This is a genomic window from Candidatus Hydrogenedentota bacterium (assembly GCA_035450225.1).
Classification (GTDB): domain Bacteria; phylum Hydrogenedentota; class Hydrogenedentia; order Hydrogenedentales; family SLHB01; genus DSVR01.
The window spans coordinates 39,614-52,803 of the sequence record DAOTMJ010000013.1; the positions used below are offsets into that span (position 1 = coordinate 39,614).

General features: G+C 58.7%; 15 protein-coding genes. 12 read left to right on the forward strand and 3 right to left on the reverse strand.

The window, feature by feature from the left end; genetic code table 11:
• Positions 1-96: 96 nt before the first annotated feature.
• Together P5540_09410 and P5540_09415 are read right to left on the reverse strand one after the other, a co-directional pair.
• Complete coding sequence (locus P5540_09410) at positions 97-1,065, reverse strand: sugar ABC transporter substrate-binding protein (GenBank protein ID HRT65034.1); 969 nt, start codon at positions 1,063-1,065, stop codon at positions 97-99.
• Positions 1,066-1,128: 63 nt separating this feature from the next.
• Positions 1,129-2,097, reverse strand: a complete 969-nt coding sequence (locus P5540_09415; protein ID HRT65035.1) for an ABC transporter permease — start codon at positions 2,095-2,097, stop codon at positions 1,129-1,131.
• 72 nt (positions 2,098-2,169) lie between these two features.
• Between P5540_09415 and P5540_09420 the strand changes: the two genes are divergently transcribed.
• Positions 2,170-3,141, forward strand: coding sequence for a hypothetical protein (locus P5540_09420; GenBank protein HRT65036.1), 972 nt, complete (start codon positions 2,170-2,172; stop codon positions 3,139-3,141).
• Between the two features lie 142 nt (positions 3,142-3,283).
• Positions 3,284-4,630: a Gfo/Idh/MocA family oxidoreductase gene (locus P5540_09425; protein HRT65037.1), complete on the forward strand. Its 1,347-nt coding sequence runs from the start codon at positions 3,284-3,286 to the stop codon at positions 4,628-4,630.
• Positions 4,631-4,720: 90 nt separating this feature from the next.
• Here the strand turns inward: P5540_09425 and P5540_09430 are convergent, their stop codons facing one another.
• A complete protein-coding gene (locus tag P5540_09430) occupies positions 4,721-6,316 on the reverse strand; it encodes a hypothetical protein (GenBank protein HRT65038.1) in 1,596 nt (531 codons plus the stop codon).
• A 214-nt stretch (positions 6,317-6,530) separates the two neighbouring features.
• Between P5540_09430 and P5540_09435 the strand changes: the two genes are divergently transcribed.
• The 10 genes from P5540_09435 to P5540_09480 all read left to right on the forward strand — a co-directional run bounded on the left by P5540_09435 (position 6,531) and on the right by P5540_09480 (position 13,135).
• The gene (locus tag P5540_09435) at positions 6,531-7,454 is read left to right on the forward strand and encodes a sugar ABC transporter permease (GenBank protein HRT65039.1); all 924 of its coding nucleotides are present in this window, start codon (positions 6,531-6,533) and stop codon (positions 7,452-7,454) included.
• A complete protein-coding gene (locus P5540_09440; protein HRT65040.1) occupies positions 7,451-8,275 on the forward strand; it encodes a carbohydrate ABC transporter permease in 825 nt (274 codons plus the stop codon). The genes P5540_09435 and P5540_09440 overlap by 4 nt, the downstream gene beginning before the upstream one ends.
• A 372-nt stretch (positions 8,276-8,647) precedes the next feature.
• Positions 8,648-8,779 carry a hypothetical protein gene (locus P5540_09445; protein HRT65041.1) on the forward strand — a complete coding sequence of 44 codons (132 nt, stop codon included), beginning with the start codon at positions 8,648-8,650 and terminating at the stop codon, positions 8,777-8,779.
• Positions 8,780-9,003: 224 nt separating this feature from the next.
• On the forward strand, positions 9,004-9,195 hold the full coding sequence (locus tag P5540_09450; protein HRT65042.1) for a hypothetical protein: 192 nt from the start codon (positions 9,004-9,006) through the stop codon (positions 9,193-9,195).
• Positions 9,196-9,300: 105 nt separating this feature from the next.
• Entirely contained in the window at positions 9,301-9,426 is a 126-nt protein-coding gene (locus tag P5540_09455; GenBank protein ID HRT65043.1) for a hypothetical protein, read from the forward strand.
• A gap of 172 nt (positions 9,427-9,598) precedes the next feature.
• Positions 9,599-9,730: a hypothetical protein gene (locus P5540_09460; protein HRT65044.1), complete on the forward strand. Its 132-nt coding sequence runs from the start codon at positions 9,599-9,601 to the stop codon at positions 9,728-9,730.
• 312 nt (positions 9,731-10,042) lie between these two features.
• A complete protein-coding gene (locus P5540_09465) occupies positions 10,043-10,579 on the forward strand; it encodes a GNAT family N-acetyltransferase (protein ID HRT65045.1) in 537 nt (178 codons plus the stop codon).
• Between the two features lie 8 nt (positions 10,580-10,587).
• Positions 10,588-11,220 carry a GNAT family protein gene (locus P5540_09470; GenBank protein ID HRT65046.1) on the forward strand — a complete coding sequence of 211 codons (633 nt, stop codon included), beginning with the start codon at positions 10,588-10,590 and terminating at the stop codon, positions 11,218-11,220.
• Positions 11,217-12,095, forward strand: coding sequence for a CPBP family intramembrane metalloprotease (locus P5540_09475; protein ID HRT65047.1), 879 nt, complete (start codon positions 11,217-11,219; stop codon positions 12,093-12,095). The genes P5540_09470 and P5540_09475 overlap by 4 nt, the downstream gene beginning before the upstream one ends.
• The gene (locus P5540_09480; GenBank protein ID HRT65048.1) at positions 12,092-13,135 is read left to right on the forward strand and encodes an ABC transporter ATP-binding protein; all 1,044 of its coding nucleotides are present in this window, start codon (positions 12,092-12,094) and stop codon (positions 13,133-13,135) included. Before P5540_09475 ends, P5540_09480 begins: the two co-directional genes overlap by 4 nt.
• Positions 13,136-13,190 lie beyond the last annotated feature (55 nt).

A 13,190-nucleotide genomic window follows, 5' to 3' on the forward strand; every position in this document is an offset into this window, starting at 1 on the left:
GTGGCGCGTTCAAAACCGATGTGCATTTCAGCGTCCGCGGAAGCCGGCAGACCGGCGCGCCATTCCGGCAACCGGCCACACTTGTACAACCGGCTGTCAGGGTTGCAACAGTTCGTCCACATTCGTCTGATCAATGATTTGGATGGGCGTTTCGACTTTGGGCGGGATGGGTTGGCCTTCGATGCGCCGGCGGATCGTTTCCAGGGTGATGCGGCCCATTTCGCCGGGGTACACGGCGCAGGAAGCAGTCACGACACCGTCCTTGATGTCTTTGAGAGTATCGGGATTGCCGTCAATGCCGATGGTAAAGACGGATTTGCCGGCCTCGCGGGCGGCTTGGGCCGCGCCTTGGGCCATCGCGTCCGAACATGCGAAGAAGAGATCAACATCCGGCGTGGCCTTGAGGGCGGCGGCGGCGACATTCATGGCCTGCTGGCGTTCCCAGTTCGCGGGGGTTTTCGCGACGACCTCGATGGCGGGGTGCGCCCCGATTGCCGACAGGAAGCCGGTGGAACGTTCCGTGGTGTGCATGCCCGGAATGCCGAGCAGCAGATACACTTTGCCCGTGTAATCGCCGTGTTTTTTCTTGAGGAGTTCGGCGGCATATTCGCCGCAGAGTCGTCCGGCCTTCTGCTGGTCGTAGCCGATGTAGGCCTCGACTTTTCCGCCGGCGAGCGGCATGAGCGAGTTGTGCACGAACACGGGGATGCCGGCGGCGTTGGCCTGTTCGACGGCGCCCATGATGGCGCTGTCGTTGATCGCGCAAATCGAAATGGCGTTTACCTTGCGGCGCACGAGCGCCTGGACCATGTCCACCTGCGCGGCGAAATTGGTTTCGCGATCGGGCGCCAGCGACTCCACCTTCCAGCCGAGTTTTTCGCCCTCTTTCCGGGCCGCTTCGATCAGTGTGACGTGGAACGTGCTGGTCAACGCGGGCGAGACGAATCCGACGACGATGGGCTTGCCTGGCGCGTCCGCCGCGGGCGGCGTGGAACCGGGTTTGCCGCAACCGGCCATCAAGATTATCCCCCCAATAATGATGATCAATGATAAAAGGTTCCGCATAAAAGTCTCCCGTTTATGGCTGTAACTCCCCATCCTCTACAAGAAGGGCAAAAACGTTTTCAACTATTTGTTGCCGGCGCGCCCGAGGCGTCTTGCGAGGACATCCACCGCCACGGCCGCGATGATGATACCGCCGATGACGACCTTTTGCACGTTGTAGTCCACGGCGGCGAGGTTGAGTCCGTTGCGCACGACGCCCATGATCAACGCGCCCAGCAGTGTGCCAAGGACGTTTCCCTGCCCGCCGGCGAGACTCGTGCCGCCGATGACGACCGCTGCGATGACATCGAGTTCGAATCCGTCGCCCTCCTGCGGCATCATCCATGCGAGGCGTCCAGCGACAATCAGCCCGCTGACGGCCGCCAGCGCGCCGGTCAACGTGTAGACGAGAATCTTGGTTGTGTGAATGCGGATGCCGCTCAGGCGGGCGGATTCCTCGTTACCGCCGATGGCGTAGACGTTGCGCCCGAAGCGGGTGTGCCTCAGCGCGAGCCAGCCGATCGCATAGATGGCCAGCATGAGGATGATGGGAAACGGGATGCCCAATGGCCGCGCGAGCGCGATGGCGCGCATGCCGGCGGTGACCTGCACCGGCGAACTGTGGCTGATGTAATAGGCCATGCCGCGGGCGACGCCCATCACGCCGAGCGTCGCGATGAACGGCGTGAGCGGAATCTTCGTGACCATCAGGCCGTTCAGCAGGCCGCAGACCGCGCCGGTCGCAATGGCGGCCGCAAAGCCGACCGAGACGCCCATCCATGCCGGGCCGAATTCGGCGCACCGGAGTCCCGCGAGCGATCCGGCGCATCCGGACAAGGCCAGGACGCTGCCGACGGAAAGATCGATCCCCGCCGTCAGGATCACGAGCGTCATGCCGACCGCCGCAATGGCGATGCCGGAAATCTGGACGAGCACGTCTTTGATGTTGTCCATCGAGAGGAATTCGGGCTGCCGGGCGGCCATGACGGCGCACAAGGCGGCGAGAAACACGACCACGCCGACTTTTCGCAACACCCGGACGATCCGCGCCATGTCCATTTCTCCTGTGTACTTCCCTGGCGATTCCTGTGATAGAATGCCGAAAACAAGGGAGAACACACAACCATGGATTTTCCACTTCGCCGGGCGTGGTCATTGGTGCGCGGCGCCATGCCCTACGCGGTTCACCGCGCGGCGGTGTACGGCGCGCTGTGCCTGGGTTTGTTCTGTTATTTGTGGATGCTGGCCGTCGTGGGCGGGGTGTTCGGGGCCATCGCGTTCTGGACCTTGTTCATCGGGTCGGCGGGCATAGCGCTGCTGATCGGCATGGGCGGATTCGTCAGCGTGTATCTACTGTATCGCCGCCGGATCGGCCATGTGGCCATTTTGACCGAATTGGCCACGGAAGGCCATTTGCCGGGGGGCATTTCGCAGGTCAAATGGGCCGAGGGCCGCGTATTGCACTATTTCGGCGGGCTGGCGGGTCTGCTGAACGCGCGCCGCATCATCCGGGAAACGATGCGATCCTTGGATCGCAACCTGTTCGACTCCTCGGCGGTATTGCCTGTACCGGGTCTCGAGGGCGGTTCGCGGTTTGCCTGGCATGTGGCCGATCTGAGCGTGGGCTACATCGAGGAGGCTTTTGCCGCGTATGCGTTTCACACCCGCAACGACAATGTCCACGAGTCCCTGCGCGCCGCCATTCTGATCTATTGCCAATGCTGGAAATCCATGCTGAGCCGGGCCATCACCCTGACATGGCTGGGGTATGCCTTTGGCCTGTCGGTGGCCGTCGTGTGCCTGATCCCGCTCGGCATGCTGGCATGGTCAACGCCGGCCTCGTGGAGCGTTGCGCATTTCGCGTTGTTCGCCACGGGGTTGTTGATGGGCTATTTTGCCAAGTCGGCCGTGTTCGATCCCTGCGCCTCGGCGGCCATGGTCGTTACGTTCCTCGACGAGGCGGAGATTTTGGCGCCCGACGCCGAATGGGATCGCAAAGTCGAGGCGGCCTGCCCCGCCTATGCGGAATTGAAGGAAAAGGGACGGCCCATCAAGCGGGCGCGCGCGAAAAAAACGCCCAAAGAAACGGGGGCATGAAATCCGTGGAATTTGCTCCGCGGGCTCTTGCGTTTGTCCGGAAAATTCAGCACAATAAACGATCACCGGTTGAAACTTGCACGGCCGGTTTCGGGTCGAAATGGGCAGGAACGGCGAATAATCGTCTAAGGAGAAATGAACCATGGCAATGTCACGCAGGCAATTCTTGGGTTCCACGGCCTCGGCGGTAATCGTGGCGGGAACGATGGCAAAGGGCAAGGTGTTCGGCGCAAACGATCGCATTCGCGTGTGCTGCATCGGAATTCGCGGCCAAGGCCGGAGCCATATCTCGGATTTGATGAAACGAAACGACGCGGAAGTGGTCGCCTTGTGCGACGTGGACGCGAAAGTGCTCGAATCGAGCGGGAAAATGGTCGAGGGCGCCACGAAAAAGGCCCCGAAACTCTACAAGGACGTTCGGGAGGTCATGGCGGCGAAGGACATAGACGCCGTCACGACGGCCACGCCGAACCACTGGCATTCGCTCATCGCCGTATGGGCGTGCCAGGCCGGCAAGGACGCGTATATCGAAAAACCCATGTCGCACAGCATCTACGAGGGCCGTCAGGTTATCGCCGCCGCGAAGAAAAACGGGCGCGTGGTCATGCACGGCACGCAATCCCGGTCGAATGGAACGCTGTTGCGCGACATCCGTTTGATTCATGAAGGGTTCATCGGAGAGATTTCACATTCACGCGGATATGTCTACAAGAACGGAAACCGCGGCCCGATCGGCTTTGGCAAACCGGGTCCGGCGCCCGACTACCTCGACTGGACGTTGTGGCAGGGTCCGTCGGTCGATCACGACTTTCTCGTGAAGGACGATTCCGGTCCGGGCGTGGTGAAGCAGGCGGGACCGGGGCTGTACGTCCACTACAACTGGCACTGGTGCTGGGAATACGGCAACGGCGAGATTGGAAACCAGGGCGTGCATGAAATGGACGTGGCATGCTGGGGACACAACCGCGGCCTTCCGGTGAAAGTCCACAGCGCCGGCGGACGTTACTGGTGGAAAGATCAGGGTGAAACCCCCAACACAATGGCCACCGTGTTCACCTACGAGGACGGCTCAATCATGACCTTTGAAGTGCGCAATCAGGGTTCATACAAGGAGGGCACGACGAAGGACGGAAAGGAAGGCGACGCCTGCGGCAACAGTTTCTTCGGAAGCAAGGGCTATTACGTGCGCGGCATCGGCTTCTTCGACTATCAGGACAAGCCCATTCCGGTTGATCAACCGGAAGGCCCCACGGACGGCAAGTGGGGCAACTGGCTGAAGGCCATCCGTACGCGCAAGCCGGAGGACAATTACGCGAACGAGGAGGTTTCGCACACCTCCTGTGCCCATATCCACATCGCCAATATCGCGTACCGCCTGGGCCGTTCGCTCGAATTCGACCCCAAAACGGAACAGTTCAAGGATGCCGACGCCAACAAACTCGACAAGCGCGAGTATCGCAAAGGCTTTGAAGTCCCGCAACTCGCGTGAATCCTTGCTTTGATGTGATGACGCCGGCCCGGGCAAAACGTCCGGGCCGGCGTTTCGTTCCGTTCGGACTCATACGGCAACCCGGCGGGATCAAGATACCGGGGGAAGGGCCTCGATGGCAGGGGCAATGTAATCCACAAGGGCGGCGGCGACGATTTCCGCCTTCCATCGTATGCCTTTGCCGTTCATGTGGCAGATATCGCCGAGGTACTCGACCGGAGGAACGTTTTCCAGGCTCTCGTAAACGGGAATATGCAACAGGTTTCTGTCGCGGCAGAACAGCCGGATCTCGTCGTTCAACAGGTCCATCAAGGCGCAGTGATTGGCCGACGTGTAATTGCATGTCCGGTCGTAATATTGGCGTTGCGCGCACGGAAGCGGGAAATGGGGATGCGCAATGCTGCACAGGGCAAACCGAATGCCGTTGCGGGCAAAAATCCGGCGGAGCATTTCCATGTTGGCGATGGTCAGATCCCTGATTTTACGGCGCATGGCGTCTTCGCCGGTCCGGTACAGGCGCTGGCCGAAACGCCAGACGAAACGCGACCGTGCAGCGATATGCAGTGCGTGCGGTTTTTCCAATTCGCCGACAAACTGGAGGTCGCGCCCCACGTCGTTGACCCCTTCGTATGCAATGACCAGATCGGGCTGCAGTTCCAGGTAATCGGGCAGAAGCAGAAAATGATTCGATGTGCCGATGCCTTCAATGCCGCAATTCAGGACCTCGATGGCCTTTCCGGGAAACCTCCCGCGCAATTCTCCTTCGAGGATCGCCGGATAAGTCAGATCGTTCGATGGACCCTCCACTGTGGTCGAGCCGCCGATGCACAAAATGCGGAACGTTCCGACCGGTTTCGGCACGGCAACGTCGGGCGCGCGAAACCCATAGCGGTTGGTCTCGAAATGCTGTTCCGGGTACTCGCCGGGCCGGGAACCGCGAAGTCCCCTTTTGTACCGGACCTGATAGGTTTCATACATGGATGTTTCCGGGACGCAGAGGTCTGCGTCGGTGTAAAGCAATCGCAGCGGGGCAAACACATACGCGGATTTCTTGTCCCTGTCGGGCAGGCCATACATTTCGACGGCATAGGGCCTTGCGGGCGGAACGGTTGCCAGGGATGCGGACACCGGTGCGCCGTCGCGCAGCGCCCGATTTGCAAGCGCGGCCAAGTCGTCGAGGCGAATAGGCGAAACGACGGGAAGGGATTTCCGAACGCGCAACGTCACCAACAGGTCGTCGTAGACTGTTTCCAGCATTCCGCTTGCGGAATACTTCAGCACCGTTTCGCTTTGCGTTCGGGCAAAGGACATGCGCTCCTCGTGATTCAGTTGAAGAAAGTGCGATCGCCGGCGCTCTTTTTGTTCCAGACTTTCGTTTTTCACCGGGATTTCCCAGTCGGCGGCGATTGGGCGTTGATTGTTCCAATCTTCCCAGCCAATTGACGAGGCGCTCTTCTTCAATGCGGGCTGTGCCCGATTGTTCGGCAGGAATTTCGACAGATTGTTTCCATTGGCCAGCACATAGGGATTCAATCGCGACAGCGGCCTCCCATCCCGCAACAAAATGTACGGATTGAAGCGTTGAACCCAACGATCCCCGGCCACGACGGCGGCCTCCAGCAGCAGCGCCACGACCGGCGCCCAAAGAAGCGCCCCCAAGACAATTTTCCATTTTGCCCAGCGCATCGGTCTCCTTGGCGGGTAGTCTGCAATACAAATCCGCGAAATAGTATTTCCCAAAGTACGGTTTGCGCCAAGTGATTTTCAACCAACAAAAAAAGACCCTCATGCGCCCGCTTCCTCCAGCGCCCCTGAAACCGCCTGCGCCGGGCCTTTTGGTTCGTCCCGCGGGGGTTGTGTATAATCCGCGCCACTCGAAAAACGGTTTGAAGGAAGGGTTATGACGCGCAGGCGCAGACAAGAATTGTTCGCGGGGCTATTCTTCGTCTCGCCGTACCTGATCGGCTTCCTGGGGCTGACGCTGATTCCACTGCTGGCCTCGTTTCTGTTCAGTTTCACCGACTACGATATTTTCAATGCGCCGCGATGGATTGGCCTTGAAAATTTCAAGCGGCTGGCGCAGGATCGCCTGTTCTGGACCTCGCTCTGGAATACGGCGTTTTTTACGGTTTTTTCGGTGCCGCTGGGTATGACGGTGGCGTTTATGCTCGCGTTGCTGCTGAACCGCCGGATTGTGGCGCGTCCCGTGTTCCGCACGATCTTTTTTTTGCCTTCGATCGTTCCGATTGTGGCGGCATCGGTCCTTTGGGTGTGGATTTTCAATTCCCAGTACGGGTATCTCAACTGGGCCCTGCAGCCGGTTTGCGACATGCTGAATCACGCGTTCGGGGCGCATCTCGCGCCGCCCAACTGGCTCCAGAGTCCGAAATGGGCCAAGCCGGCGCTGGTGTTGATGAGCGTGTGGGGCGTGGGCGGCACGATGGTCCTGTACCTCGCGGCGCTGCAAGATGTGCCGCAGACCCTGTACGAGGTCGCGGACCTGGACGGCGCGAATGCCGCGCAGAAGGTGTGGCACATCACGCTGCCGATGGTTTCGCCGATCCTGTTCTTCACGCTGGTGATGGGGCTGATCGGCGCGCTGCAAGTGTTCACGCAGGCCTTCATCATGACCAAGGGCGGCCAGCCGGGCGTTTCGACGCTGTTTTACTGCCTGTATTTGTTCCAGAACGCGTTCGAGTATTTCCGGCTGGGCTATGCGTCCGCGATGGCGTGGATCCTGTTCGCGATCATCGGCGTCATCACGGCGTTCGTATTCCGGACGACAGGCCGCTATGTGTACTATGAAGGGGGCGGCTCGGAATGAAACGCGGCGGATTCACGACCCATGCGCTGGCCTTGGCGCTGTCGCTCGTGTTCCTGTTTCCCTTCGTGTGGCTGCTGACGAGCGCAGTGAAGCCCAACGCGCTGCTGAAACAGTTTCCTCCGGTATGGGTGTTCACGCCGACGCTCGAACATGTACGCGAACTATTCCTGCCGGATTCCCCGTTCCAGTTCTGGCAGTTTCTGTGCAACACGCTGTATGTGTGCGCGTTCGTCGTCGCGGGCAACGTGCTGGCCTCGGCCATGGTGGCCTACGGTTTCGCGCACACGCGGTGGCCCGGACGTAATCTATTGTTTTACGCGATGCTGGCGACAATGATGGTGCCCGCGCAAACCATGATGATTCCGATTTTTCTTTTCTTCCGGCGTCTCGGCTGGATTGACTCGTTTCTGCCGTTGACCGTGCCGGCATTGTTCGGCAACGCGTTTTACATTTTCATGCTGCGCCAGTTCTTCATGACCGTGCCGCGCGATCTGCTCGATGCCGCGCGCGTGGACGGACACGGCGAGATTGCCATCTGGTGGCGGGTGGTGATGCCGCTCTCCGTGCCGGCGCTGGCGGTGGTGGGATTGTTTTCGTTTCTCGGCGCATGGAACGATTTTGTCGGGCCGTTGATCTACCTGCTGGACGAAACCCGGTATACGCTCTCGCTTGGACTGGCGATGTTTCAAGGACAATACGAGGTGCAATACGGACGCCTTATGGCCGCTTCGGCCCTGATGACCTGCCCCATCGTTGTCTTGTTCTTTTTCGCGCAGCGACAGTTCATCGAAGGCATCAAAATGACCGGCATCAAGGGATAACGACTTGCATCTTTTCGTTCCCACGGAAAAAAGGCGCGCCCGTTTGTGTCGTACCCAAACGGATTGGCGCCTGTGTGTAACATCCGGGACGGCGAAAGGTATTATGTTCGGAACGCTGCGCAGCAGACTTGATTTGAATGCGTGATTGGTGTAGGATGCGCGAGACAAGGAATTTTCGGCATCGTGCCCGGCACAAAGCGGTAAATGCTTGACAAGAGAGGAAAATTCCAGTAATATACAACACGTTGTGGTTGGGATCGCGTTTCAAACTATTGTGCCACAAGACATTTGGTATGTGGCCCCGAGGCGGGATTGCAGCCCGATGAAAACGGAGGTGGCAGCGCGGTGAAACATGTGAATATGATCTCACGCATGCCGGCAATTGCAACATCGAACACAAATATTCCGGAGGAGGTTCAGAATAAAGTGGCGCTCGAAACGGCCGTGTTGGCATTTATCGTGGCGTTGCTCAAGGGAATCCTTCCCTTGCTGGACAAGTCGTAAGAAAAGCGGTCTTGACATTCAACAACCATTTGGAGATGAAAACCATGAAGCATGTACACGTAATTTCCCGGGCGCCTGCGCGCGGAACAACGACCGAAAGCAACACCGCAGAGTTGATCATATCTTTTCTGATTGCCATTCTGCAGGCGGTGAAGCCGTTGGTTGTGGCAATGGAAAAGGAACAAACCGCGTAAGCACATTGACTCTGATAGGAGGCGATGGCGATGAAGCATTTGCAGGTAATTTCGCGGGTTCCTGCGCCAGGTTCCTCGACGATGGGCACGGCGACAGTGGTCGTTCAGTTCCTGATAGCGCTGTTGTCGGCGGCGCAACCGCTGCTTACGGCGGCCATGCCGCTCAAGGCGCAACAGCCGAAATTTGCGGGATCCGGCGACGACATCCCCGATTTCCCGTAATGACCGGGAAGAACCGGCTGGTTATTTCGCGTTTTGTATGTCGGCGGCGAGGTTGCAATGCCGATAAAGTAGGAAGAAGAAGCGTAAACACAAGGGAGAAACGAAATGAAGCACGTAAAGAAGGTATCGGTCGCGAAGGCGGTAAGCCTGTGGGACATCCTGAATGGCTTGGTGCCGAGTGAAGGCGAAGGCGAAGGCGAAGGCGAAGGCGAAGGCGAAGGCAAGAAGTAGTCCATTACAGCCAGAAACTCCTTTTTGACATCAGACGGTTGGAGAGAGGCTTCTTCTCTCCAACCGGCTGATGGACTTTGCGTGGTTGACAGGATCTGAGGCAAGGGAATTATTTCCGCTTGCCATGAAGAGGTGTTTGCACGTAAAATAGGGAGCAAGGAGGATGGACGCAATGAGACATGTGGCACGCATTACCGCCGTGCAAGCCGGACGGGCGGATACATTGGCGGAATGGTGGGATCTATTCCGTGAGCAATTGGATGCGTTTTGGCGCACGGACATCAAGAAGGAAGCGGCGGGGTAATAGGCCTTCCGCCAGGCAATTCGGAGATCCGCGATGAAACATATTGGACGGGTTTCGGCAGCATCCAAAGGTTTTGGCGCTTGGCATGCGCCAGGCAGAGCCTATGCGATAACCGATTTTTGGAACGGAATGTGGCGGGTCTGGTCCGATTTTGTCTACCAGAAAAAGAACGAGATCGCCATCTAATCGAGTGATTGTGTTTTGATCTGGCCGGGACGAAGGCGGGTTGAGTCCCGGCGTTTTTCTTGATTTCATACGACGGTGGAATGACAGGGGGAATGGAGAGCCAGGATATCGGAGGCGCGTTGTCGCGTGATATTGGGCCAACATGCGGTAATCCGGTCGGCGGAGCCCGATGACGCATCCGCGTTGTTGGGGCTTTACGATCCGTCGCGTCCCCGATGCTGTCTCCTGGATGGGCGGCGCGAGTTCATCATTCCCACCCGCGACGAGATCCGGGAAGTCATGAACCAAAAGGAGATGGGCCGCAGCATGTTGTATGCCGTGGAGGACAAGGCGGGCGTGGTGCGCGGGTTTTGTTCGCTGCGGGGCGTCAATCTTGAAGCCAGTTTCATGGAAACGGTCCTGATGTTTCATGAGGACGGCCATTTCGACACGCCGTTGGCCGAAGAGGCCTTTGCGTTTCTGGTGCAATACGCCTTCGTTCGACTGAAACTCGGCAAATTGATTGCCTACGCGCTGGACACCGAATCCTCGTTGCGGCGGTTCCTTTTGAACCACGGTTTTCAAAGTAACGGGATTCAGCGCGAAATTGTCTTTTGGGGCGGGGGCTGGCACAATATCGAGGCATTTTCGCTGTTCCGAACCAACGGCGCATCCCCGGTCTGAGGTACATCATGGCAGTCAAGAGCAAAACCTTCCTTCGCCGTGCCGAGCGCGAGGATCTGGACACGGTCGTCGGCTGGATGGAAGATCCGGATTTCACGCAGTTTCTGTACGGCGATCCGGCCCGTTCGCCCCGCCAAATCCGCGAGACCATCGTGCAGATGCTTGGGCGTTCCGCGGGGCAAACCGTGCCGGGCGCAATTTATCTTGTAATTGACTCCGAGGAATACGGTCCAATCGGCATGCTGTCGCTTCAGAACATCAGTTGGCGAAACCGCGCCTGTACCCTCGACCTCTACATCGGCCAGAAACATTTGCGCAACCGGCTGGTCGCGGCCATCGCTTTCGTGCGTGCGATGGAGTATTGTTTCGAGGAACTCAACCTGCATCGGGTTGGCGCGTTTATTTACGCGTTCAACGAACGGTCGTGGCGCATTTTCGAAAAGTCCGGCGCGGTGCGCGAACTGGTGTTGCCGAAACATGTGGCTAGGGACGGCCAGTTGCACGATGTATACGGTTACGGCCTGCTTCGTTCCGAATTCGAGGCGTTCAAGGCGAAGCATGCGCGTTCCATCGAAAACCTGATGTCGTCCATGGTTGACGATCACCGATCATCCGAACCCGCGCCGGAGAACTTGTCGTGAGCGTCCTTGCCGCGGCCTTTCTCGTGCTCTTGTCGCTGCATGTCGCGTATTCCGTGTACCGCAACCGGCGGCGCGCCGGCATCACCGACCCCGTCCATCCGGAATTGTACCCGGTCTGTTTTTCGTCCCCCCCATTTGTCGTGACCTGTCTGTCGGCGCTGAAACCGCATACCCCCGGCCGGGTTCTGGCCGGGTATCTTCAACTGGGTCTTTTTGCCCTCGCCTGTGTGATCGGGGTGGAACACGGCATTTTCAGCCGGCGACTGGTTTCGCCGTTGGACATCGGCATGGGGGTGCTGATAGGCCATTTGGTTTTCGGCGCAAGTCTTCTGATTACACAGGCGTCGGTGCGCGAGGCCGCGCTGCACCTGGTTGATCTTCATCCGCTATGGTCTTTTATCGTCGAAAATCCCGCGGTCCTGATGCAGTACATCGCCATCAGCGTCGCCGAGGAAATGATGTACCGGGTCAGCGCGCAGCCGGCGCTTGTCGCCCTGACGGGTTCACCGTGGATGGCCGTTGTGGTTGTGGCGATCGCTTTTTGCATCGTTCACGAGCACTTTTTCAAAAATCCGCCGGGACAATCGGCGGAATTTTTTCTGTTCGCCGTCCTGTTGGGCGCATTGTATTATTGGACGGGCAGCCTCATCCTCGTCATCGTGGTGCATGCGGTCCGCAACATCGAAATAGCCTTTTTGGAGGAATGGGCGCATGCGGAAGCCTGCGGCGGCGAGGGACTGGCTGAAATCGAGCGTGAGTACCGGGCTGGCCATCGTGCGGCGGTGCTGCTGGCGGGCGCCGGCCTGCGCGGAGTCGCATGTTTTGAATACGTCCGGACGATTCCCGGTCCGGCCCGCGCCATGGAGCAATCATGACACAACCGTATTTGGTCGAGATCGATCACGTTGACAAGACGTTCTATACGCATCATTTTTTTCAGAACGATCCGGAAACGGGCCGCCGCGTGCTGCACAAGAAACAGTCCGTGCATGCCGCCCGCGGCATCGCTTTTGGCATCAAGCCCGGCGAAATCTTCGGCCTGCTTGGCCCCAACGGGGCGGGCAAGACGACCACCGTGAAAATGGTATCCGGGCTGGTCCGGCCCGACAAGGGCCGCGTGTTCGTGGACGGGATGGATGTCGAGCGCAAACGCCTGCAAATCCTCAAAAAAGTGGGAGTGGTGCTCGAGGGCACGCGCACGAGCATCTGGCCGCTGACGCCGATGGAAAATCTCATCTACTACGGCAATCTCAAGAACGTCAAGGGGCACGTGTTGCGCGCGCGCGCGGCGGAATTGCTGCAATTCATCGGCCTCAAGGAAAAAATGAACATTCAGGTCCGGCAACTGTCGCGCGGGGAAAAGCAGAAACTGGCCATTTGCATCGCGCTCATCGCGGATCCGCCGGTCATTCTGCTCGACGAACCCACGACGGGGCTCGACGTTCAGAGCAGCCGAAACATCAAGGACAAGATCTTCGAGATGACGCGCACGCAGGGCAAGTGCGTCCTGGTGACCACGCACGACATGCACGTCGCGCAGGAGATTTGCGATCGCATCGGTATTATCAATCACGGCGAGCTGGTCGCCTGCAAACCGACGGCGGAACTTCTCGATTATTTTTCGGACCAGGTATTCGAATTTCGCGTGGACCGCGCACCGGAGTCCGGGGCGCTCGACGCCATCCCCCAAGTCCGGGGCGTGTCTGTTGAAACAAACGGCGACGACCCGTTGATTGTGGTGTCGGTGGATGCGGAGATCGAAGCGCGATCGGAGGCCCTGTACGCCACAATGCGACGCCTTCAGGAACTGGGACTGCGTCTTCGATCCGTGTCGCAACGCCAGCAGACCCTTGAGAACGTCTTCCTGCGTCTGACGCGGGCGCCGGAGAAGAAGGAGTTAGGAGTTAGGAGTTAGGAGTTAGGAGTTAGGAGTTAGGAGTTAGAAGTTAGAAGTTAGAAGGTGGAAACAG

Coding starts and splice junctions, on each gene's coding strand:
- P5540_09455 (HRT65043.1), top strand. CDS start 9,301: ATGAAGCACGTAAAGAAGGTATCGGTCGCGAAGGCGGTAAGCCTGTGG.
- P5540_09415 (HRT65035.1), bottom strand. CDS start 2,097: ATGGCGCGGATCGTCCGGGTGTTGCGAAAAGTCGGCGTGGTCGTGTTT.
- P5540_09425 (HRT65037.1), top strand. CDS start 3,284: ATGGCAATGTCACGCAGGCAATTCTTGGGTTCCACGGCCTCGGCGGTA.
- P5540_09480 (HRT65048.1), top strand. CDS start 12,092: ATGACACAACCGTATTTGGTCGAGATCGATCACGTTGACAAGACGTTC.
- P5540_09435 (HRT65039.1), top strand. CDS start 6,531: ATGACGCGCAGGCGCAGACAAGAATTGTTCGCGGGGCTATTCTTCGTC.
- P5540_09445 (HRT65041.1), top strand. CDS start 8,648: ATGCCGGCAATTGCAACATCGAACACAAATATTCCGGAGGAGGTTCAG.
- P5540_09450 (HRT65042.1), top strand. CDS start 9,004: ATGAAGCATTTGCAGGTAATTTCGCGGGTTCCTGCGCCAGGTTCCTCG.
- P5540_09420 (HRT65036.1), top strand. CDS start 2,170: ATGGATTTTCCACTTCGCCGGGCGTGGTCATTGGTGCGCGGCGCCATG.
- P5540_09470 (HRT65046.1), top strand. CDS start 10,588: ATGGCAGTCAAGAGCAAAACCTTCCTTCGCCGTGCCGAGCGCGAGGAT.
- P5540_09410 (HRT65034.1), bottom strand. CDS start 1,065: ATGCGGAACCTTTTATCATTGATCATCATTATTGGGGGGATAATCTTG.
- P5540_09440 (HRT65040.1), top strand. CDS start 7,451: ATGAAACGCGGCGGATTCACGACCCATGCGCTGGCCTTGGCGCTGTCG.
- P5540_09430 (HRT65038.1), bottom strand. CDS start 6,316: ATGCGCTGGGCAAAATGGAAAATTGTCTTGGGGGCGCTTCTTTGGGCG.
- P5540_09460 (HRT65044.1), top strand. CDS start 9,599: ATGAGACATGTGGCACGCATTACCGCCGTGCAAGCCGGACGGGCGGAT.